Source organism: Streptomyces sp. NPDC033136, assembly GCF_055578235.1.
In genome coordinates, this window is the sequence record NZ_JBVIPD010000025.1 from 44,758 (window position 1) to 66,195 (window position 21,438).

The 21,438-nt window shown below is 73.5% G+C and carries 20 protein-coding genes; 4 read left to right on the forward strand and 16 right to left on the reverse strand.

Annotation, left to right across the window (positions count from 1 at the left end):
- The first annotated feature begins 384 nt into the window (after nt 1-384).
- Together ACZ5TL_RS32930 and ACZ5TL_RS32935 are read left to right on the forward strand one after the other, a co-directional pair.
- Entirely contained in the window at nt 385-612 is a 228-nt protein-coding gene (locus ACZ5TL_RS32930; RefSeq protein WP_468594445.1) for a hypothetical protein, read from the forward strand.
- Nucleotides 613-818: 206 nt separating this feature from the next.
- A complete protein-coding gene (locus ACZ5TL_RS32935) occupies nt 819-989 on the forward strand; it encodes a hypothetical protein (protein WP_468594447.1) in 171 nt (56 codons plus the stop codon).
- 211 nt (nt 990-1,200) lie between these two features.
- Here the strand turns inward: ACZ5TL_RS32935 and ACZ5TL_RS32940 are convergent, their stop codons facing one another.
- The 11 genes from ACZ5TL_RS32940 to ACZ5TL_RS32990 form a co-directional block, all read right to left on the reverse strand.
- Nucleotides 1,201-1,431 (reverse strand): hypervirulence associated TUDOR domain-containing protein, encoded by a 231-nt coding sequence (locus ACZ5TL_RS32940; protein ID WP_468594449.1) that lies wholly within the window; start codon nt 1,429-1,431, stop codon nt 1,201-1,203.
- A gap of 55 nt (nt 1,432-1,486) precedes the next feature.
- Nucleotides 1,487-2,605: an acyltransferase family protein gene (locus ACZ5TL_RS32945; RefSeq protein WP_468594450.1), complete on the reverse strand. Its 1,119-nt coding sequence runs from the start codon at nt 2,603-2,605 to the stop codon at nt 1,487-1,489.
- Nucleotides 2,606-2,861: 256 nt separating this feature from the next.
- Nucleotides 2,862-3,923, reverse strand: coding sequence for a peptidoglycan recognition protein family protein (locus tag ACZ5TL_RS32950; protein WP_468594452.1), 1,062 nt, complete (start codon nt 3,921-3,923; stop codon nt 2,862-2,864).
- A gap of 359 nt (nt 3,924-4,282) precedes the next feature.
- The gene (locus tag ACZ5TL_RS32955; RefSeq protein ID WP_468594454.1) at nt 4,283-4,957 is read right to left on the reverse strand and encodes a class I SAM-dependent methyltransferase; all 675 of its coding nucleotides are present in this window, start codon (nt 4,955-4,957) and stop codon (nt 4,283-4,285) included.
- A 131-nt stretch (nt 4,958-5,088) separates the two neighbouring features.
- Nucleotides 5,089-5,769: a hypothetical protein gene (locus ACZ5TL_RS32960; protein ID WP_468594456.1), complete on the reverse strand. Its 681-nt coding sequence runs from the start codon at nt 5,767-5,769 to the stop codon at nt 5,089-5,091.
- Complete coding sequence (locus ACZ5TL_RS32965) at nt 5,766-6,137, reverse strand: STAS domain-containing protein (protein WP_468594457.1); 372 nt, start codon at nt 6,135-6,137, stop codon at nt 5,766-5,768. The genes ACZ5TL_RS32960 and ACZ5TL_RS32965 overlap by 4 nt, the downstream gene beginning before the upstream one ends.
- A 432-nt stretch (nt 6,138-6,569) precedes the next feature.
- Nucleotides 6,570-6,896 carry a hypothetical protein gene (locus tag ACZ5TL_RS32970; RefSeq protein ID WP_468594458.1) on the reverse strand — a complete coding sequence of 109 codons (327 nt, stop codon included), beginning with the start codon at nt 6,894-6,896 and terminating at the stop codon, nt 6,570-6,572.
- 5 nt (nt 6,897-6,901) lie between these two features.
- Complete coding sequence (locus tag ACZ5TL_RS32975) at nt 6,902-7,498, reverse strand: DUF5994 family protein (RefSeq protein WP_468594460.1); 597 nt, start codon at nt 7,496-7,498, stop codon at nt 6,902-6,904.
- A gap of 261 nt (nt 7,499-7,759) precedes the next feature.
- Nucleotides 7,760-8,272: a DUF5994 family protein gene (locus tag ACZ5TL_RS32980; RefSeq protein ID WP_468594462.1), complete on the reverse strand. Its 513-nt coding sequence runs from the start codon at nt 8,270-8,272 to the stop codon at nt 7,760-7,762.
- Between the two features lie 217 nt (nt 8,273-8,489).
- Nucleotides 8,490-8,888 carry a DUF5994 family protein gene (locus ACZ5TL_RS32985; protein WP_468594464.1) on the reverse strand — a complete coding sequence of 133 codons (399 nt, stop codon included), beginning with the start codon at nt 8,886-8,888 and terminating at the stop codon, nt 8,490-8,492.
- Complete coding sequence (locus tag ACZ5TL_RS32990) at nt 8,885-9,199, reverse strand: hypothetical protein (RefSeq protein ID WP_468594466.1); 315 nt, start codon at nt 9,197-9,199, stop codon at nt 8,885-8,887. Before ACZ5TL_RS32990 ends, ACZ5TL_RS32985 begins: the two co-directional genes overlap by 4 nt.
- Nucleotides 9,200-9,926: 727 nt before the next feature.
- Between ACZ5TL_RS32990 and ACZ5TL_RS32995 the strand changes: the two genes are divergently transcribed.
- Entirely contained in the window at nt 9,927-11,621 is a 1,695-nt protein-coding gene (locus tag ACZ5TL_RS32995) for a PP2C family protein-serine/threonine phosphatase (protein ID WP_468594468.1), read from the forward strand.
- A gap of 136 nt (nt 11,622-11,757) precedes the next feature.
- On the opposite strand, the gene ACZ5TL_RS33000 is transcribed toward ACZ5TL_RS32995, so the two are convergent.
- Complete coding sequence (locus ACZ5TL_RS33000) at nt 11,758-11,961, reverse strand: cold-shock protein (RefSeq protein ID WP_008735947.1); 204 nt, start codon at nt 11,959-11,961, stop codon at nt 11,758-11,760.
- A gap of 312 nt (nt 11,962-12,273) precedes the next feature.
- Between ACZ5TL_RS33000 and ACZ5TL_RS33005 the strand changes: the two genes are divergently transcribed.
- A complete protein-coding gene (locus ACZ5TL_RS33005) occupies nt 12,274-12,630 on the forward strand; it encodes a hypothetical protein (protein WP_468594469.1) in 357 nt (118 codons plus the stop codon).
- A gap of 148 nt (nt 12,631-12,778) precedes the next feature.
- Here ACZ5TL_RS33005 and ACZ5TL_RS33010 read toward each other — a convergent pair whose 3' ends face one another.
- From ACZ5TL_RS33010 to ACZ5TL_RS33025, 4 genes are read right to left on the reverse strand one after another with little or no spacing between them, the layout of a single operon-like run.
- On the reverse strand, nt 12,779-14,173 hold the full coding sequence (locus ACZ5TL_RS33010; protein WP_468594471.1) for a TIGR02679 family protein: 1,395 nt from the start codon (nt 14,171-14,173) through the stop codon (nt 12,779-12,781).
- Nucleotides 14,164-18,393: a TIGR02680 family protein gene (locus ACZ5TL_RS33015; protein WP_468594472.1), complete on the reverse strand. Its 4,230-nt coding sequence runs from the start codon at nt 18,391-18,393 to the stop codon at nt 14,164-14,166. Before ACZ5TL_RS33015 ends, ACZ5TL_RS33010 begins: the two co-directional genes overlap by 10 nt.
- Complete coding sequence (locus ACZ5TL_RS33020; protein WP_468594473.1) at nt 18,390-19,640, reverse strand: TIGR02678 family protein; 1,251 nt, start codon at nt 19,638-19,640, stop codon at nt 18,390-18,392. The genes ACZ5TL_RS33015 and ACZ5TL_RS33020 overlap by 4 nt, the downstream gene beginning before the upstream one ends.
- A complete protein-coding gene (locus tag ACZ5TL_RS33025) occupies nt 19,637-21,388 on the reverse strand; it encodes a TIGR02677 family protein (RefSeq protein WP_468594474.1) in 1,752 nt (583 codons plus the stop codon). Before ACZ5TL_RS33025 ends, ACZ5TL_RS33020 begins: the two co-directional genes overlap by 4 nt.
- Nucleotides 21,389-21,438 lie beyond the last annotated feature (50 nt).

Consider the following 21,438-nt stretch of genomic DNA (forward strand, 5'->3'; position numbering starts at 1 on the left):
CCCGCCCCTCCCACCCCTCTACCCCTCTTGTGCTGGGGGGCGGAGGGCCTCCTTCCCCCCCCCCGCATCCGTACCCGGGCATGGGAACTTGGCGCCGAAGTGCCCGCTTCGGGTATGCGCGCGCAACACTCCCGCGCGCGGCCGGCCGACGGGCTGTGTGAAGGAGTGGGCGTATCCGGTGGCCCCGTGGTCACAGTGGTGAAGGCGATGACCGGACGGTGCCTCGCGCGGCCGGCGGTCGGCTGGCCGTCGCCTCCCGGGGAGTGCTTTGATCCTGCGCACGGCGGAAACGCCGGGACGGACGGAATTCCGGTTCCCCGGAATCCGGCGACCGTCCCGCGCCCACCGCCATGGCGAGACATTCACGCGAAGGGAAACACCCCTATGAACCTCACCCCTCGGGTCGACATCGCCGAGCTGTCCGACGCCGACCTGGAGCAGGTCTCCGGCGGCAACGCGGGCGTCGGCGGCTCGGCGAGCCTCGTGGGCGGCCTCTCGGCCGACCTGGTCGGGCCCCTGACCGGCGAGGCCTGCGCCGCCCTGCAGGCGACCCTCTCGCCGGAGGGCGCCTCGGCGGGCGGGCACGCGAGCGTGCACACGACCGCGCTCTGACGATGTCCGCGTGAAGGGCCCCGGGAAGCGTATCCCGGGGCCTTTTCGCATACGCGAAGAACAGCTCCCGGTCGCAAAGATGGGGAATTCGCGAAGCACGTGACGGAATTCTGAACACGACGGGGGTGGGTAACACCGCGAGGGGGCATGACGCAGACTTACTCGGACCCCCCAGATTCCGGCTGTGAAGCGTGAGGAACACCCCTGTGAAACCCGATTCGACCCGGACCGAAGAACTGCCGATCTACGAGAGCCTCATACGCGAGCGTGGTGATGTCGTCGAGGAGGCCCGTGTGGTGGCCGAAGAGACCCAGCAGCAGATGAGCCTGGCGCTGAGCGGGCACGGCGGGGACCGGCCGGAGCCCCGCGAACGCTGACCCCGGGAGCCGTGCTCCCGCGAACACTGACGCCGGGAGCCGTCGGACCTGCCGCCGTACCGTGTGCGGGGGACCGCGTGGTGACCGTCACTCGCTGAGCGGGTCGTGGCCCGTCGGAGGCCAGCCACTTCTCCAGTTCGGCCGGTGTCATGTTCACCAGCTCACGGAAGGCGCTCCAGGTCTCCTCGCGCTCCGCGTCGTCCACGCCGCCTCACTTCTTCTTCTTGAGCGCGGACGGCTTGTGCACCGCGGTCCTGCCGGACTTGTCGCTGCGCACCTCGTACTGCGGGTCGTCCGGTGAGGCGTCGACCGTGCGGCCCGATGCCCGGGTCCGCTCGGTGATCTCCCGTTCCACCTCGCCCTCGGTGCGGCTGCCGTGACTGCTCCAGGTGACCTTGTCGCCCTTCTCGGGCTTCCCGCCGTCGCTGCGCCGCTTCGCCATGCCGGTGCTCCCTCGCGGAGACGTGGGCTGTTCCTCCAGCGTGCGGGCCCGGCCCTCAGCGCGCAGCCCGGCGGGCCTCGCCCGGGACCGGCGCCTCGTCCGCCGGGCGGAAGGCCCACGCCATCCGGGGCTCCGTCACACAGCGGAAGACTCGCCGTACGGCCGGTGTGCACAGCGCGGTGACGACCACGACCGCGACCAGGGAGGCGGCGAGCACGCCGGCGGGCCCGTGGACCCAGGCCGGCTCGTACCAGCCCCAGTACTTCGCGGCCTGCGCGACGAAACCGTGCAGCAGATAGCCGCACAGCGTCCCCGCGCCCAGCACCGTGAACCACGTGCGGCGCCCGGGCACCCAGGCGAGGAAGCAGGCCACCAGGACCACCGAGCAGCCGAAGGTGGCCAGGGTCATCAGGGGCCCGTACCAGACGGGCGCGGCCAGTTCCCGGGCGCTGTCGGCGTGGAAGAACCAGGCGTAGTTCATCCGGGGAACCGCCCAGTACGCCACGCCCAGGGCACCGAGGGCCACCGGTACGGCGAGGAGCCGCGCCTCGCGCCGTCTCACCAGCCGGAAGTGCTCCGGCCGCAGCAGCAGGCCGAGCACGAAGTACGGCAGGAACTGCAGGGTGCGCTGCAGGTCGAGGTCGGGGCCGAGGGACGGCGAGAGCGTCGCCAGCATCGCGAGGACGAGGGCGACGGGCAGCGGCCATCGCACGCGACGCCAGAGAGGTGTCGTCAGTCGCCAGACGAACAGTGCCGCGAGGAACCAGGTCAGATACAGGGGGTCCAGCAGGCTGACCGGGCGGTCGGGATCCTGGCTGCTCCAGCGGGTGAAGTACGTGTACGCCGTCTCGAACACCACGTAGGGAACGACGACCCCGGTGACCAGGCGTTTGAGCCGGTCCGGGCTGCCGTCGAAGGTGCGGGAGAAGTAGCCCGAGATGATGATGAACGCCGGCATGTGGAAGGCGTAGACGAGCAGGTAGAGAGCGGTGACGGCCCTGCTGTCCGGCCGCAGCGGCTCCCAGGCGTGGCCCACGGCCACCAGCACGATCGCCAGGTACTTGGCGTTGTCGAAGAACGCGTCCCGCTGCCGGGCCGGCGTGCCCTGCTCCCCGCGCTGAGGCGCCCGGGCGGTCACGGCCACCGGGCGGGCCGTCGTCACCGCGTCACTCACGGTCCCTCCCCAAGCGGCTCGGGGCGGCGGTACCTCTTCCGGCACGGGTTAAGGACCCCTAAGGGCGGGGCGGCTGCGCAGAACATCGACCGCACCCTAATCACATGGCACCGCCCTTGTTCAACTCGCGGCATGTGCAGCTCGCGCCGGCTCATGTCCGGGTGTACGGACCGAGGCGGGTGATCGTCTCCCGGTGGGCGATGGTGAAGGGATGCCGCGGCTCGGTCGGGACCCGCCGGGCCGGGCCCTGTCCGACTCACGGCTCCTTCCACACCAGCACGGTCAGCACGACACTCCCGACGGTGACCGGGACGGCGGCCTGGTTCAGCAGCCGCACCCGCATCCTGCGCCTTGACGGGATCCGCTTCGTCACGGGCAGGACGGCGAAGGTGCCCCCGCCCGTCCCCACGATCTCGTGGATCGGATGGTCCATGCGGTGCTGGTCGCCCTCGTACTCCGACATGCGCGCCTGGACGACCGCACCCGCCGGGAGACCGTCGATCTGGACGCTGACGGTCCCGCTGAAACGGGCCGGGCCACGGGCGAAGACGCTGCCGCCGGTGGCGTGGTCGCCGGTCTCGTCGGTCCACTCCGTGGTGAACTCCACCGAGTCCCAAACGCCGGGCGCGAGTTGGTACGGCCGGGTGGCACCGAGGTTGACGTACTGGGGCATGGGGTCCTCTCCTTCCCACAGGCCCGCCGGGAGGGCCAGGGCGTCGGCGACGTCACGGCGGAAGTCGGCCATGTCGAACCCGCGCGGGTCGACCTTCCAGTCGCTCCATTCCAGGTGACCGATCGCGCTCTTGGGGCCCCAGCCGTGCGCGCGGCAGATCGCGGCGGTGGCCTTGACCATCGCGAGGTACTGGGCGGGCGGCCACGGGTCCCTGCCGTCGCCCTTGTTCTCGCACTCCCAGCCGTAGAACCGGGCGTTGCCGTCGACCGCGCCGCCGGAGCCGTCGTGCTCGTGGGTCGAGGGCGGGTACCTGCCGTACGACTCGCCGATGACGGCGTTGAGCACGTCGCCGTCGCCGCCACCGGCGTGGTTGGCCCGGCCGTTGCCGGTGAGGTGGACGACACCGTCCTTGGTGATGCAGCCGGTGGCGAGCGGGCCGGGCAGGGCGCTGTGGCCGCGGAAGATCAGCCCGACGACGTCCGTACCAGGGCCGGTGACGGTGTGGTGGATCACCACGCCGTGCACGGGTCCCCAAGGGCCCTTGTGGTTGCGGTTGTTGGTGCGCCATCCGCCGACCTCGCGAACGGCGCAGCCCTCGGCCCGCAACGCGGCGACGAGCCGGGCGGCGGTGAGTGGGGTGGCCATGAGTCAGCCCTCCGTTCCGGCCCGTGGGGTGCCGGTCTGAAGACGGTCCGATCGCATCGGAGACCTCTGGGGAGCGTGACGGTTCCGGAGCGTGCGCCCGCCAGGCCATTTTCATTCTTCCCGCCGCTCACCCCCTCCCTCACCTCGCGAACGCCACGTCCGCAAATCGGCCGGAATGCGACACTGTGCGGTCCTCCGGCAGCGGGCCTCCCCGCACTGACCGGGGGAGCTCGCCGCGCACTGGCGGGAGAGTTCGCGGCACTGGAGGAAGGGGTTCGCCGCGCTGGAGGGAGGAGCTCGCTGCACTGGAGGGAGGAGCTCGCCGCCGATATGGGCGAGGTGTGAGCCGGGACGCCGGGTCAGGCCTGGGGTCCGGGTGCCGCGGTCCGGTCCCTGGCCCGCAGGACGTCGTAGCCGACGAAGTCGAACATGCGGGTGCCGGGGCGCGGCGACCGGGGTGTGCCGGTGAAGCGATGCACTCCGACCCCGTGGCCGGCGGCCGGTTCGGACAGCCACAGCGGTGCGAAGCCCTGCTCCTCGAACCACCGGCAGATCAGCGGCACCCTGTCGGGCGCGGTGCGGTGCCGGGTCCAGATGACGGTGCCGCCGGACGCGCACAGTCCGGCGCAGGCGCCGATGGTGCGCTCGATGTCGGGGTCGGTGAGGTTGCCGAACACCCCGCAGACCAGGACGAGATCGACCGGTGCCAGGTCCAGGTACCGGTCGGTGAGCGAGGCGTCGCCCGTCACCACCTCGACCTGGTCCAGGCCGGCCCGGCGCGCCGTCTCCGAGGCCGTGCGGGCGTTGCGGGGGTCCAGTTCGACGAGTCTTGCCCGCACGTCACCCCGGCGCGGATGCCCGGCGAGGACCTGGAGGAGGTCCCTGCCGTCTCCGGCACACAGGCTGATCACCGTGAGCGGTCCGGCGGGGGCGTCGTCGAGGGCGAGACGGATCCGCTCCCGCACGGTCCGCAGCCGCCGCGCCATCCAGGAGTCGGCGGTGTCGTAGTTGTCGTGCCAGGCGTGCCAGTCCATCGCCGCACCCTACGGGCAGTCGGCCACCGCGGACGACGGGGTTTTCACTCGGAGTTCGCGGGTCGTGAAGCGGGACTGATGCGGGTCCTGACCCCGGGTGCGAGACGCGCAGGACCCGGACCGGCCGGTGGTCAGCCCGGCCGTTGGGTGCGGTTCTCGTGGGCGAGGCCGTCCGTGCGGGCTGTCACCCGTGAGGCGAGGGGAAGGACCAGGGCCCGCAGCAGCGCGGCGGGCGGCGGTTGGAGGGCCGTGGAATCCGGCCGCCGGCGGATCGCCCCGATGTCCTGCCAGCCCCACGACAGGTAGGCGTCGTAGGCCCGAAGGTCGGCCTGGTCGACCAGGGTCGCTCCGAGCGAGGCGTGGTGGTCGGCCAGCAGGCGCTCCTGGAGCCTGCGGGCGAGCCCCTGGTCGTCCGTATGGGGGTGCACCAGGATCTCGGTGATCGCGAAGACGTGTCCGGAGGCGGTGAGTTGTTCGACGCTCCGTGGAAGGGCTCCTTCGAAGCCCCTCCACCATGTGCCCTCGCGCGGTACGGGGAATCCGTAGGCGCACCCGGCGAACGCCGTGTCCTCCCCGATCAGCAGGGCGAACCCGGCTCGCCGGACGGCACCGGTGAGCCGTCGCAGGAACGCCTCCCGGGCCCGGTACTGCCGGCCTTCCTGCGCCCGGGAGGACTCCACGTACAGATCGGCCAGGTCCTCCTGCAGGGTCTCGGCCTGCCAGCGGTTCAGGCGGCGCAGGCGTACGGCGTGGGCGGGCGTCGGTGTGCTTCCAGCACCCTGGGGCGGCTCCCGGCGGAGCGGGGCCGTCACGGCGCACCGCCCGAGGCAGCGGGAACCCCGTGCGAGGGCGGCCGGACGGCGTGGGGCTCGTGGAGCAGGAACGAGGAGCCGGTCATCTCGATGACGCGGGCCAGGGCCGGGGGCGGGTAGTGCAGTCGGAGGGCCGCTCCGGCGTCGGTGGCGAGCAGGGATGCCGTGAGGAAGGCGTTGAGCCCGGTGGCGTCGCAGAAGGTGACCGCCGTGAGATCGACATCGGTGGTGCGGATGCCGTCGTCCAGGCACACGGCCAGCGTCACCCGCACGAGCGGTGCGGTGGCCAGATCGATCTCGCCCGCGAGTGTGATCAGTGCGCGGGTGGTGTGGTCGTGCCGGTGGACGTACAGCGCGGGAAGGGCCATGGCTCCTCGGTTCCGAATGCCCGTCGGAGGTGCCGCGGGGCGGACCGGGTCCGGCCCTGCGGCACCGACGGTCGAAGGGTGCGGGGTGACGGGTGAACGGCCGCTCCACCTGCCTGCGCCGGCGAGCGCCGTGGCCGTCCGGGATGCGTCGCACCTCGGACGGAAGGTCCGCGCCCGGCGGGCATCGTGTCCTGCGGTGATGGTGGCTGTGTGCCGCCCCGTGCCCCCGGGCTGCCCTGGCCCGGGGGTACGGAACGTGGGAGGCCCCGGCCTCTCACCTGTGGTGCTGCGGCCGGGGGCCCGGGCGCACTGCGGGCCGTGCTGTCGGTTCGGTCGGTTCGGTCCCCGTCGGTTTGGCTTCCGTGGGTTCGGCCCCCATCGGTTTGCCTCCGTGGGTTCGGCCTGCTCGGGGTCAGGCCGGCCTGTTCGGTGTCAGCTCGGCCTGTTCGGTGGCGCGTCGGGCGAGCCTGCAGGAGCGGTGGGCTCATCCGGCCCGCCCGCGGGGGCGGCGCGGGTGGACCTGTCCGCGTCCGCCGGGCTCGCGACGGTCGCGGCGGACTCCTTGGCCGGTGCCGCTCGCTTCGCCCGGCCGCGGGCCTTGCGCGGAGTCGGCCGAACCTCTCCCACGAGGGGCATCCCTGAGCGGCCGTAGTGGAAGGGGGCCATGCGGTCGCCGTGCTGTGAGTTCAGCAGGCGGATGAGGAGCACGCCGAGCGCGATCATCCCGAGGATCACCGCGACGGACACGAAGATCTCCACGGTCCTCACCTTCCCATCGGCTGTTGCGGCACCGCGGCGTTCATGGCCGGGGTCCGTGGACGTCCGGCCGGGTCGCGGGTTTCGTGTCCCCCTTCGGAAACCCAGACCGCTTCCACGGCCCGGTCGGCCTCGCCCAGCGTGCGCAGGCGGGCCGCCTCCTCCATCAACCGACTCCCGGTCGACGTGCCGTGCGGGTCACTCGCGGCGGCCATCAGCCAGGCGGCCGACTCGGGAGCCGTCCGCGGCGGGACCACCAGCAGGTTCCAGCGGCCCACGCCGTACGAGAGCAACAGCAGCTCGTGCGGGTCCTGTTCGGCCAGGAACCAGCCCACGTGCACCACGTGCCCGGCGACGGGCACCTTGCGCGGGATGACCGGCCATTGGGCGGGACTCACCGTGACCCGGGTGATCCGGCCCCACAGCGGGTCCAGTACGGCGGCCAGGGCGGGGAGTTCGGCCCCGAGATCGCGGGAGCGGGGCCACCAGGCGCCGTCCAGCAGAGGCGGTGCGGGCCCGGTGGGAGCGAGCGACAGACGCGGAGGGGACGAGGAGAGACGGTCATCGGCTTCGGCTGTCGGCGGGTGGGAGATGGTCGCTGTCATGACGCGAACCCTGCCCCGGGCCGGTCACGACCGGCCCGGCATATTCGTTCGCCGAAAACGACACGAGCCTGGAAGCCTGTGCGCGAAATATCCTCGGTGATTCCAGCGTACTCCTCCCACCGGCCCAGCGGACCGTACGGCCAAGAGAGGAACGGTCCCTCCCGCCCCTGCCCGGAACTGCCGTCCCCCCGAGCACCAACTCCCTCGCGACCATCGCCCGCTGGTTCCCCCGGCGATATCGACACCGCGGACGTCCCGCGGCTATGCGCCCGAGGCGTCCGGTACGTCCGGGGCACTCGGGTTCACTCGCTCGGTGCCGGTGTCGATGAGGATCTGCCCGGCCTGCGTCGCGCTGCCGGCGCGGACGGCCTCGGCCATGGCGGCGCGCGCGGCCTCGGGCGTCGCGTGCGGCGGGACCACGAGGAGGGAGAAGAGGTCCTGCCCGCTGCGGGTGATGAGGACGGTGTCGTCGCCGACCAGGGAGGAGTCGATGTGGACGATCCGGCCGTCGATGGTCATCCGCGTCGGCAGTTCTTCCCAGGCGCCCGCGTCCAGGCCGACGCGGGCGATCGGCCCGAGGTACTCGGTCAGTGCGGCGACCAGGCTGGGAAGTTCGGCGGCTACGTCCCGGGAGCGCGGCCACCACGCCCCGTCGAGCACGCCCTGCCGGTCGTGTGTGGTCTCCAGCCGTACGACAGCCGTCCCGGGCCGTACGCCCTGGTGGAGGGCGTACGGCAGGGGGCTGGTCACACGCGGGGAGTCGGAGTCGGACATCGCGCTCGCCTGCCTGCCGGGGTGAGGAAACCTGGTGGCCTCCCCGTTTCACGGTACTCTCCGGCCGGCGAGGGCCCGGCAGCCCCGCCGTCACCCACGGGAGCCATGGGGTACACGAGAAGGCCGTCGCGGCGGCACGCCTGGCCCGCCGGTTCGCGGCGCGGCGCGCGGCACGGGCACACACCGGCCGCCGCCGTGAGGCACCCGGCGGGTACCGTCACACGTGATCGCCCGCGGCGGCCGCCATGAGCGGTTCCGCGGCCTCCTCGGCCGTGTCCGGCGGCACGACCTGCAGGTCCCAGCGTCCCTGGCCGGGGGCGAGCAGGACGACGGTGTGCGGGGCGGACGCCGCGAGGGCCCTGTGCAGCCGTACCACCTGGTTGAAGACGAGCATCCGGCCGGGCGCCACGGACCAGGTCGCCCCGTTGACGGTGACGCTGGTGATCTGTCCCCACGCCCGCGGCAATCCGGCGAGCAGCGAGGGGAGTTCCGCGAGCAGGTCGTACGAGCGGGGCCACCACGCCCCGTCGATGGGCCGGGGCATGCCGCTGCGGGGCGCGAGACGCATCCGGAGGACGGGGTGGGAGGAGAGCGGGGACTGAAGTGCGGTGGTCATGAGGGCCTCCTGCCGGCTGTCATGAGGGTCGGGTTGCGGTCGGTGCCGGACGCGACGGGCCGCGACCCGCTCCGCGGCCGGCCGGCGCAGGTCGTGCGCCCGGCCGGGAGGGCGAGCCGCCGGGCGAGGGCGATCACCGCGAGTGGCGGCACGAGGCTCACCCCCGTCACCGCCGCGTACCGCCGGTCACCGCTCGCGCGTGCGGGCGCAGGGCCGTCGGGCGGGGAGGGGTGCGTCCCGTCGTAGTACTGGCGCGGTGGGGCGGGGCCCGACGGTGGGACCGTCGTGGACGTGCCCGGGAGGGGCGGCATGCGTGACTCCTCGGCCTGGAGGCGGATGGCGCGGCCGGGGTCACGGGCTGAACCAGTACGGACAGGTGACGTGCTGAGGAGGGAACGTGTGCGCTGGCGGACGCGCCGGAGACGAGGCGACGGTCCGGGCCGGTGGATTCCGGCACACGCGGGTGCGCGTGCCCTCCACCGTACTCCGGACTGGTGACAACCGACTTCGTTCGGCACGGACTTCACGTTCCCGCGGACCGGCCCCGGACGGGTGCCTGGCCCTGTTCTCCCGCGCCCGGGGAGGCGGGGGCCGTCGCCGAACCACCCGTGAGCACTCCCGGCCGGAGGGGTGTTCCGGCCATACGATGGCGAGTGGATCGACGGGACGGGTGCGAAAGGCCCCGCCGATCGGTACGGACGACGTCCTGCCGGCCGGGAGGCAGGACGGGAGGAGGCGATCTCCCGGCACTACGGCATGACGTGCCGGCCGGGGACAGGGGGCCGGACGCCGGCTCGCACGCCGGTGGCCGCCTTCTCGTGGTCGACGGGAGCTTCTTCTCGGGTGCGGCTGTCCCGGCGTACGTCAGGCGGTGTCCGTCCGTTGACGGTGACGGGTGTGCGACCGGGGGCAGCCACCCGCGAGGCCTCGGCGTCGTTCACAGGGCGGCGTGGTGGCGGTCCGGTGCCGGGTGCGGTGCCGGGTCCGGTGAGTGAAGGGTGGGTCGTGGCCGGGGAGCGAGCAGGATGGTGGCCGTGGGTGGTCGCGCAGCTGAGCACAGGCGTGATGGTGGTGGATCCGGCCGGACGGATCCGCGCCGTCAACCCGGCCGCAGAGCGGCTGCTGGGCCGGGCCTCCGGCGCGATGCTCGGGAAGGACGCGCACGAGCTGCTGCACCGGGACGCGGCCGGCGGCGTGCTGCTCCGGGAGCGGTGCCCGCTGCTCCAGGCGCTGGCCGACAGGGCGGTCACGTACATGGAGGGCGACCGCTACCTGCGCGGTGACGGTCGCCTGGTCACGATCTCCTGGTCCGCTTCTCCCCTGACGCACGAGGGCTCGTTCGAGGGCATGGCGGTCCTGTTCACGGACGTCACGGGCGACCACGGCGCGCGTCGGGAACGGGCGGCCTACACGAGTGCTCTGGAGGACCTCACCGAGCGGCTGACACTGGTCGCGGAGATCACCGACGTCCTGGGCCAGACCCTGGAGACCGACGAGGCTCTCGCCCGGCTGGGCCGCCTGCTGGTGCCCCGCCTGGCCGACTGGGCGGCGGTGGATCTCCGGACCGGTTCCGGGCAGGTCCACCGGGTGGCGGTGACCGGTCCGGCAGGGCGGGACGCCACGCTGGAGGGCAGGCGCGAGCGCCTTCCCGAGCCCGGGGAGGGGGACCACTCACCTCTCGTCCATGTGCTGAACAGCGGTGATCCCGTACTGCTCGATCCCGTACGGCCGGATTCCGTACGGCCGGATCCCCTACGGCTGGAGGAGGCGGAGACGGCCGCACCGTCCGGCTCTCCCCTGGCCGCCGTGCACGACGACTTCCTGCGGACGGTGGGAGCGACGTCCGCCATCACGGTGCCGCTGGGCTCGAGGCGGCAGGTCACCGGGGCCCTGACGCTGGCACGCACCGCGTCGGCTCACCCCTTCGACAGCGCCGACCTGGAGGTGGTGAGTGACATCGGCCGCCGGGTCGGCCTGGTCATCGACAACGCCCGGCGGTTCGGCCGCCAGCGCGCCGTGGCCGAGGCGATGCAGCGCAACCTGCTCGCCCCGCTGCCCCAGCCCGGGCGCCTGCGGCTGGCCGCCCGTTACCAGCCGGCCCCGGCCGGATCCCAGGTCGGCGGCGACTGGTACGACGCGTTCGAGTCGAAGGACGGCACGCTCTCGCTGGTCATCGGCGATGTCGTGGGCCACGACCTGACCGCGGCGGCCGGGATGGCCCAACTGCACGGCATCCTGCGCTCGATGGCCTGGGACCACACCGGGCCGCCGGGCACCGTCGTCGACCGCCTCGACGACGCCATGCCCGCCATCACCACCGTCCCCCTGGCCACCCTCGTCCTCGCCCGCGTCGAGGGCCACCCGGACACGGGCCCGTGGACCCTGCGGTGGACCAGCGCCGGGCACCCTCCGCCCCTCCTGCTGACCCCCGGCGGACACGCGCAGTACCTCGAAGCCGGGCAGGGACTCCTCCTGGGCGCCCGCCTGGGCACCGGCGTCAGCAGGCCGAACGCCACACAGCCCCTGCCGCCCGGCTCCACGCTCCTGCTCTACACCGACGGCCTGATCGAGATCCCCGGAAGCGACCTCGACACCGGTCTCGGCCGCCTGCGCCGCCACGCCCTCGCACTCGCCGACGAGTCACTGGACACCCTGTGCGACGAGCTACTCGCCCGCATGCCGCGCAGCACCGACGACGTGGCGCTTCTCGTGCTGCGTCTGCCCGGGTCGTGACGGAGGCCGGGGCAGCGGATGGGTGGCGGGGCCTTCGGGCCGCTGCTCGCCCGACCGACCGCGCAGGAGGCCGCACATCAGGACAGGGCCGCGCAGCCATCGCCGCGCGGCCCTGAACGGGTGCACCCCGGAAAGGTCAGGCCGGGTTGATGTTCTCCGCCTGCGGGCCCTTCTGGCCCTGGGTGACGTCGAACGTCACGACCTGCCCCTCCTGGAGCTCACGGAAGCCCGAGGAGTTGATCGCGGAGTAGTGCGCGAAGACGTCCGGGCCGCCCCCGTCCTGGGCGATGAAGCCGAAACCCTTCTCCGCGTTGAACCACTTCACAGTTCCCGTAGCCATAGTCATGCCTTCCAGTCGATGAACGCCTCCCACACCATGTGGGAGGCGGAGGTGATCGCCCTGGTTCGAGCGGCACAGCACAGCAAAACGCCCACGCCAAAAGCGTGGGCAAAGGGAACTCCGAACCACGACAGCTGACGCAGACGCTACACGCCTACACACCGCGTCACCACAGGAACGATCACACCGAACCCGCGAAGATGGTTCCCACGGCGTCGGCGGGGCCCAGGTCCAGGGCTCGGAGCGACCCGCGGGCCGCCCGGAAGCGCCACCGCTCAAGCGGCCCGTCGGCCGGTGAATACAATCTGCCTCATGTCGAAGCCTGACGAACTGCTGGTTGAAGTCGCCGCCCTGGTGGAATCCGGGCAGAGCAATCAGATGTCCCTGACCGTGGTCACCGGCGGTACGGTCATCACCGGCCGACTGGCTCCCGAAGCAGTGTGGAGGCGGCGGGTGTCGGACGTGCTCACGGACTCGGACCGCCTGGGCGCGTTCTCCGCCGTCTTCGACACCTCGACGAAGAGCGGACCGCCCACGCATCTCCACTTCCATGTCGCCCGGATTCTGCAGGGCACCGTGGGCATCCCGGAGACGGGCGGAATGTACCGCGTGGCGATCGAGGACGTCAGCGCCTGGACGGTGGGCGACTTCAGCTACTCCGACCGCTGAGCGGGCCTGGGGGCGGGTAGCCGTCGCCTCGACCACCGTCCGGTGAACGCCGATCGGCGCTCGCCGGACGGGCCTGGCCTGGAGGTCCGTGGTCCGGATCCGGTCAGGGCCTCGGTTGCCCGCCCCCGCCGCGCGGTTCGGGCGCACCTCAACGGGTCCCGGGTCCCAGGTCCGCCAGCAGGTCGTCCAGCACCGCTTCCTCCTCGATCCGGATGCCGCACTCGGTGAGCGCGACGGCCAGGTCCGGATCCCATGGAGTCGCGGCGGGCGGGCCCGTCAGGTCCGGGGCTTCGGCCACCCTGGTCACCGCTGCCCGGTAGTGGGCGGCCGTGTAGCGCCATGGCTGCCAGGGAACACTGCGCCTCAGCGCGGTGGCGATGCGTACCCCGCCCCAGTCGAAGTCGCCGTGGTGGAGAAGGCCGGCCCCCTGCGCGGACAGGTCGCGCAGCAGGGTGAGGGCGGCTGCCGACGGCTGCCCCTGGAGACACACCAGCGGAGGACACTTCCGGCCGAAGGTGTCGGCGGCGGCGGACAGCACGGCCGGGTTCTCGCAGACGTGGACGACTCCCGTGGCCGGGACGGCGGCGGCCTGTGTGCGACGGGTGAGAGAGCGGAGCGTCAGGACCACGGGCTCCCCCGCGTCCGCCATCCCATCGAGGGAGGGAGTGCCGCGCAGGTTGAGGGTGAGGACGGTCGATGACAGGTCGTCCTTGAGCAGACCCGCCGAAGCCCACGCCTCCCGCCGCCACTGGGCACCGGAGCCGTCCGGAAAGCCGGTGAGGGAACGGATTCCGGACAGGACCAGAGCGGCGAGCGGTGTCCCCTCGTCCAGGGCATGGGCGCCCGAGAGGTGCTGGGCGCCGAACGTCGCTCGCGATGTCGGTGGCGACACGGGCAGCGCCCGCAGCGCGCGCACGGCGGCCTCCACCAAGGGACCGGCCGCTTCCGGTGTGCGGGCGAGGCGCCGTACGAGGCCGTCCCCGCGGATCCGCTCGGCCCAGTCGGCCAGCTCCGCGTCGAGAGTGGCGAGCGGGGCGTACGCCTTCTCCCAGGCTCGTTCCTCCCTGTTCCGTGTCTCCGCGTGGAGTGTGACGGGGCCGGTGAGGGCCACCACGGCGGCGGCCAGTCCGTCGCGGCTGACGCCGGAGCGGCGCAGGATCGCGTCCACCGTGTCGAGGCGAACGCTCAGGGAGCCGCCGGCTCGTGGCGCCCGTCCGAGCAGGCGGTCGACGGCGCGGCGTTGGGACGCGTCGGGGTCGGACAGGGTGACGGAGCCGGTGAGAGGCCGGCCGCGTGCCATCCGCTGCCGGACCCGGTCCACGAGCCACGCGAGGCCGGGATCACCGAGCAGACGGCCGAGACGCTCGGCGTCGAGGTCGGCCTGCTCTTCGGCCGGTGGCCACGCGGTCCGGGCCTCGTCCGCTCGGGCGTCAACGTCGGTCTCGTCTCCGGCAGGTGGCCGCGTGGTGAGCGCCGCGTCCCCTGCGGCGTCGACGTAGGTCTCCTCGGGGACGGACGGGGTCGCCGCGGGATTCACGTCCACAAGGACTCCTGGTCACCGGGGCCGTCGATGAAGATGATCCGTCCCGGATCGCCGACGGGGCTCACCTGCCCGTCGGACGCCTCGCCAGGGCCGTCGGCAGGGGCAGGCCCCTTCGTTGCGCCGGCCCGCGCACCGGGCTCCGTGCCGCGGTGCCGGTCGCTGCCGTCCCACTCCCACCGCGTCACCAGTACGGCGTCGATGTCGTCGACGCGCGACAGCTGGGCGATGGCGATGCCCGGGACCTGGGGGTAGCAGGCCCATTCGCGTTCGCTGGTCATGACGACGTCGAGGTCGAAGGCGCGCAGCAGACCGAGGCACTTGGCGCGTGAGTCGTCGTCGACGCCGGCGAACGCCTCGTCCAGGGTGACCAGGCGCGGGGCGTGGGCGCCGCCCGCGCTCGCGTAGTGGGAGGACGCGGCGGCGAACAGGGGCACGGACGCCGCCAGGACCCGTTCACCGCCCGAGGCGGGTCCGGTGGCCGGCACCCACTTGCCGTGCTGGTGGCGTTCGACGCCGAACTCGTGCCAGGCCCGGTAGTCGAGGGCGGCGGTGAGGTCCTCCAGCCAGCTGCCCGTGCTGTCGTCGGCCTGCCGACGGGCGATCTGCTCCTGGAGGAACGCGCCGACCGCGGCCCGGTCCTCGGGCGACCACGCGTCGGCGGACTGGCGCAGCCGTTCACGGGCCTGGGCCAGTCCCTGCGGGGCCCGGCGGGAGGCCTTCCACACCAGCCGCAGCTTCATCCCCGTGGAGGTCGGGCGCTCCTCCAGTTCCCTGTTCATGGCGCTCACCTGCCGTTCGGCGGCCCCGATCAGCTCCTGGAGCGTTCCGGCGACTTCGGTGATGAGGTGGGTCTGAAGGATCTCCCGCTCGTGTGCGGACAGGATGCGGGTCAGTTCGGTGACCTCGACGGCGAGTGCCTCGGCGAGTTCGGGTACGGCCCGTTCCCGGCCCTGGTAGACGATGTCGACCCGCATGCCGTCCTCACTGGGACGGGCGGTGGCGGAGTGGCCGTGCCGCGACAGCGCGTCCTGGAGTCTGCCGAACTCCTCGCTCAGCCGTTTCTGCACGCGCTCCCAGGCCGCGTCCGAGTCGTCGACCGAGGAGAGTTGGGACTCGACGGCGCGGGCGAGGGCGACGGCGGGGGTCGCCGCCCAGGTCCCCGCGTCGTCGTCCGGTACGGCGAGGTCGGGCAGGGCGACGGTGAGCAGCCCCGTCGAGGCGAACCGCTGGAGAGCCGCGACGGCTTCCTCACGCGCGGCGGTCGCCTCGGTGACGTCCTCGGCGAGCCGCTCGATGCGCCCCTCGGCGCGGCTGGCACGCCGGTCGGCGTCGCCGAAGTCCTCCTGGGCCTGCCGCTTCTCGCTCTCGCAGGCGCGGGCGGCCTCGGCCGTCTCCTCCAGCCGTCGCTGGAGTTCGGCGACGGCCGCTCCGACGGTGGAGCGCAGTGTCGTGAGGTGTTCGTCCGCCGCCGCGGCGACCCGGACGGCCTCCGTCGCGCGCTCCGCGAGTTCGGACACGAGGAGTTCGGCCCGTTGGGTCTCGGCCTGCTCGCCGGTCACCGCGCGTTCGGCGTCCGCGCGTTCGCGCAGCGCGGGCCAGAGCGCCGCGAGCAGGGCGGTGTGGTCGGCGAGCGCCTGGCGCACCGTGGCCAGTGCCTTCCGGTCGGCGGGAAGGTTCAGGTCGGCCGCGGTCTCGGCGAGTTCGGCCGCCGCGCGATCGGCCCGCTCGGCCGCCAGGGCCAGTTCAGTGGCCCGCTCGTCCTGCCGGGCACGGGCCCGGTGGGCCGCGTCGGAGGCGGCGGTGACGCGCGCGTGGGCATCACGCAGGTCGTCGTCGCCCGGTAGCGCGGCGAGTTCGGCGTCGAGCACGGCGCGGCGCAAGGCCACGCTGCGGGACTTCTCGGCCAGCCGTTCCCGCTCCGCCGTCAAGGCGTCGATCTCGGTGCGCAGTTCGCCGATCCGGGTGCGGCGCGCCTGTCCCCGGGCGCCTTCTCCCACGTACTGGGCGCTGTCCTTGGCCCAGCTTCCGGTGAGCGCGCCGACCCTGAAGCGCCCGTCCGCGCAGACCCAGGTGTCATGGCCGCCGGCCTCGATGGGTGCCCCGGAGGTTCCCCCGGGCCGGTCTCCGTTCCTCCCGGACAGCCCGATCGAGGCGAGCAGGCGTGCGACCGTCCGCTCCCCCACAGCGGCGGCCCCCACGTCCGTGGGGTCGACCGACGGGCACAGCGCGTGGTCGAGGCCGGTTCCGCCGGCCGGCCCGGTCGGTTCGAGCAGCACGTCATGGCCGTCCGGCGCGACCGCGGAGCCGTCCGGCCGCACCCAGGCGTCGAGGAGTCCCGACGCCTCCAGCGCGGCTTCCAGTCCCGCGCGGTCGGCCTCGGTGACGTCCGGGCGGAAGTCGACGAGCCGCCACAGCGGGGCACCGAGGCCCCGGTCCCGGACCTCGGGCGTGCGCGTGTAGGGAGCCGACGGGCCGCGCTCCCCACCCGTTTCGAGGGCGGTCAGCTCCTCGGCCGCCAGCCGCTGCCGTTCCGCCCTCGCCGCCTCGTCGTGGGCCAGCCGGGCCGCCCGGTCGGCCAGGCCGGAGGCGGCGGTGCGGTGTGCCTCGGCCGCCGCCGTGCGGGCCGGCAGCGGGCCGTCCAGCCCGCTCACCCACTCCTGCACCGCGTCCAGGACCCCCGGCAGCCCGGCCGGCCGCAGCTCCACGCACCCGGAGAGGTGCTCCCGGACGGCCGTGACGAGCGCCCGGCCCGCCCCGACGGCGTTCTCCTCCGCCACGGCCAGCCGCTCCCCGCTGTGCACGGCCTCCTCGTCGGCCTCGTCGGCGCGCAGCCGGGCGGCCCTGCGCTGCTCCTCGGCCTGATCGGCGCGCGTGGCGAGTTCCGCCACGTGCTCGACGGCGCGCCGCCTGCCTGCGGTCGCCTCCTCCGCCTCCCGGCGCAGGACCGCGTCGGGGGCTCCGTCCGTCCTGGGGAGGTCGAGCCGGGCCGCCGCGGCGCTCTCCGTCACCCGCTCCCGGATGTCGTCCAGGGCCTCCTCGGCCGCCGTGAGCCGGTTGCCCGCGGTGGCGAGCCGGCCCAGGGCCCGGGTGTGCGCTTCGGCCGCCGTCCGCCGGTCGGCCTCGGCCCGGGCCCGTTCCGCGGCCGTGCGGGAGGCGTCGTCCGCCGCCCGGTCGAGCGCCCGTGCGTCGCGCATCTCGGGCCCGGACCGCAGTGCGGCGTCCTGGGCGGCCAGCCGTGCGGCCCGCTCGTCGAGCGCGGCGCCCCTCGCCCGGGCCTCCTCGCGGTCCGTTACGGCCTGGTCCCGGTCCGCCTGGGCTTTGAGGAGTTCCCGCTGGAGGTTCTCGTAGCGGGCGTGTTCGCGGCGGGGCAGGCGGGCGCGGCGCCGGGAGGCGAGGCGGGCGTAGCGCCGGTAGTGGTCGAGGAACGCCGAGGAGGCCTGCTCGGCCTCGCGGGCCGCCCGCAGTTCCTCCTTCTCCTCGTCCAGCGACCTGAACGCCTCCGCCGCATCGGCGACGACCGCCTGGTCCATCGGCGGCAGCGCCTCGGTCAGCGCCCGGGACAGCGCGGCTTCGTTGGGGCGCTTGGACAGCTGCGGCTGGCGCAGCTGGATCAGGAGGTCGACGAGGGCGCCGTAGCGCTGCTCGCCGAGCCCGAAGAGGGCTTCGTCGACCGCTCTGCGGTACGTCTTCGCCGTGTCGTAGACCATGCCGTGACCGCCGATGGCCTCCGCGAGGCGGTCCCGGGACAGGGCCGTGCCGGTCGCGTCCAGCAGGTCGAGGCCGGCGCCGATCCGCTGGTCCGTCACGGCGAACCAGTGGCGGGCGATGCCGCGTCCGGCGACCGCCTTCAGCCCGCACAGCAGCGTACGGAAATGCTGCTCACCCGTGGTGTCGTCGAGCCGTCCGAACTCGATCCAGGTGTAGCCGAGCCGTTCCGGGTGCGGGTGCTCGCCGCCCAGGAGCAGGTTCCACTCCATCCGCTTGCCCGGGTCGCCGTCGGGTTCGACGCGGCGCGCGGAGAGGTCGCCGTCCAGGAGGAACGGCAGGGTGAGGGCGAGCACCTTCGACTTGCCGGTGCCGTTGTTGCCGCGCAGCAGCAGGCGGCCGTCGCGGAACCAGAACTCCTCGACGTCGTAGTGGAACAGGTCGACGAGCCCGATGCGCAGAGGCCGCCACCGGCCGGGCGCGGGGCTGGGGAGGGCGGTCACGGCGCGGTTCACTTGTCGTCCTTCACGGTCGTGTCCTGGGGCGCGGCGGTACGGCGGCCCGGTGCTGGTTCCCTGACGACGGGCTCGCCGACCGCGTACCGGGCGAGAGCCGGTCGGGGCACGACGCCCCGTGCGGTGCGCTCGGCGAGTCCCAGTGCCACCAGTTTCGTCAGCGCCTGCTCCACGAGTTCGGGCTCCGCCCCCGGCTCCCTCGCCGACTTGGCCCAGAAGCCGCCGTGTTCCCGGGCCAGTTCGCGTACGCGTGCCGCCAGCTCCTCCGGCTGGACGGGCCCGGTGGCCCGCGCCAGGTGCCCGGCCAGCAGCAGGGTGATGTGCCCGTGCGTGCCCTGTTCGGGCATGCGTACGTCCGTCAGGTCGTCCAGCGGATCGACCATGGCGATGCCCTCGGCGCGGACCTCCGCGACCAGCCCGGTCAGTTCGTTGATCCGCGCGGTGATGAAGCCGCGCTGCCGGGTGAGGTAGGCCAGTTCGTCGTCGGTGAGGTCGTCGTAGTAGAGCACCGGGTCGTCGAGGAGGCGGCGGGTCAGCGTCCAGCGGATGGCGCGGAACCGGAGCTCGTCGCTGTCGAGGGCGGTCTGCGCCGTCATCTCCGTCAGGCGTCCCTCGAAGTCCTCGGCCTCGACCATGGAGGGGCCGCGCAGGGACGCCGGCATTCCGGCCAGCACGCGCCGCCGTACGTCGTACAGCACGTCCCCCGACCCGCTGACGTACGCCTCCTCGTCTCCGGCCACCCGCCGCAGCACACCGAGCCGCAGCAGCAGGCGGACGACGGCCGCGAGGTCGAGGCGCTCGTCGCGCCGCTCCAGGGTGAACGTGATCCCGGCGGCGACGAGTTCGGGGTCGGCGGCGGCCAGGACGACCTGTTCGGCGAGGCGTCCGAGGGCCACCTGGGACTCGCCCCGCTCCAGCGCGGCCAGCGTCAGGCAGAGCAGGACGTAGCGGCGGCGGGTGAAGGGCAGGGCGGTCCGGGCGGCCTCGCGGGCCGGGTGGGTGGGGTCGGTGAGGGTGCCCGGCGTCTTGCGCAGCCGTGCGGCGTCGGCGTCCGTGCGCAGCGACCAGCCGGCGTTGCGCTCGAACCACTCCCGCAGCTCGGCGGCGTGCCGGCGCACCAGCCGGAACTCGTCGGAGTACGGCCCGTCGGCGGTGAGCAGCGGCTCCTTCAGCAGCGCTCGCGCGGCCCGCTGGAGGTCGGCCTGGCGCTGGCCGTCGAGGACCTCGGCGAGGGGGCCGCCGCTCATCGGTCCTCCCGGAGGGGCGGGGCGATCTGGGACTGCGGGAGGGGGCTGCCGCCCTGCCGCGGGACGGACACTGGTGCGGGCGTGGTCATGAGCACGGACGTGGGGACGGGCATGGGCACGGGCATGGGTGCACCTCCAGGCGCGGACATGACGCTCGACGGACCCGGCTCGACCGGGCCGGGAGCGCGCCTGCCGGGAGGGCCTGCCCCGCCACCCCCGCCGTCCTGCCCCGCCGTGAGGTCGACGATGTCGATCAGATGGTCGGGGCCGCTGAACACCCCGTCGGGAGTGTGCACTTCGGCGGTCGAACCGTCGTCGAGCGCGGTCAGCCGGATCTCCATCGAGCCGTCCGAACTGGTGGCCACGGTGCTCGTCATGCCCGGCCGCCAGGTGGCGAGCGCGTCGCCGAGCAGGCGCAGGAACAACTGGAAGGCGGACGGATCGAGTTCGCCCAGCCGGGACAGCCGCACCGGCCCGCCCGTCACGAGACGCTCCCGCGCCTGCCGGGCCTCCCCCGCCTGCCGGGCGGCGATCTCGGCGAGCCTGCGCTTCGCCTCGCCCCGGTCGGCCACCTTGCGCGGCTTGCCCCGCCGCTCGTAACTGCCCGTACGGCGCAGCTGGGGGCTGATCAGCAGCGGTCGTGCCGCACCCCACGGGGTCGAGGCCGGCTCCGGTGAGGCCGCCCGCTCGGCGAGGGTGTCGGCGTCGACGGTGAGGTGCCGGGAGGAGTGCAGCCCGAACGCCACCCGCCACAGCCGGTGCCGCGCCGCGTCGTCCGGCGCCTGGGCGAACCAGCGCGCCAGCGTACGGAAGTCGGCCGACCGGTCGGACCGTCCGGCCCGCCGCTCGTTCAACTGCCTCACCACGGCGAGCAGTTGCGGTATGGACCCCAGCGCCCGCCCGCGCAGCAGCCTGGCCTGCGACTCCCGCCCCTCCCCCGACACGAACCACTGGGCGAGCCCGGACCACCGCCCGGCCCACTTCTCGTACGCCGCGGCCTCCGCGTGCTCGGCGTCCTCGGGAGCGGCGTCCGCGGCCTCGCGGGCGGCGGCGAGCCGCAGCAGCGGCCCGACCCGGTCCCGCTCCTCCAGCTCCCCGATCAGCAGGGCGATCCGCCCGCCGAGGGTGATGAGGTCCTGGATGAACCGCTCCAGGTACTGGATCAGCCGGTCCTTGTACGCGAGGAACGCCTCGACCTCGATGTCGTGCAGGTCGATGGTCCGCTGGAGCGACCCCATGAAGGCACGGGCGTTGTCCGCGAGATCGGTGAACCGCGCCGTCAGCACGGACAGGGCGATGTACGCCTTGGCCGGGTCGGGCTCGTCCTCCGACGCGATCACCAGCAGGGACCGCAGCTGCGTGACGATGTCGTGCAGCGCGACGGCCTGGAGTTCACCGCGCCGCCCCAGCACCTCGTCGTACGTCCCCAGCGCCGCCTCGGCCGCCTCACCGGCCCGGGTGAGCTGGTAGATGAACCGCCTGCGGTAGAAGTCCTCGACCGCCGTCACCCGCGCGTGGTCGGGATCGGCCCGCAGATTGCCCCACTGCACGAGCTTGTCCAGGGCCTGGGTCACCGCTTCTACGTCGGCGGGCCGGCTCCCCGCGTCCAGGGCGGCGTGCACGTCCTCCGGCCGCAGATGCACCGCGAACCGCTCCTTGGCGGTGAGGAAGGCGCGCATCACCTGGCGGTAGAGGGGGGCGTTGGGGGCGGCGAGGTGGGCGAACGGGCTGTAGTCGGTGGTGGTCATCCCGTCACATTCTTCCACCACGGCCACGACCTCACATGGGAGTCGTGAAC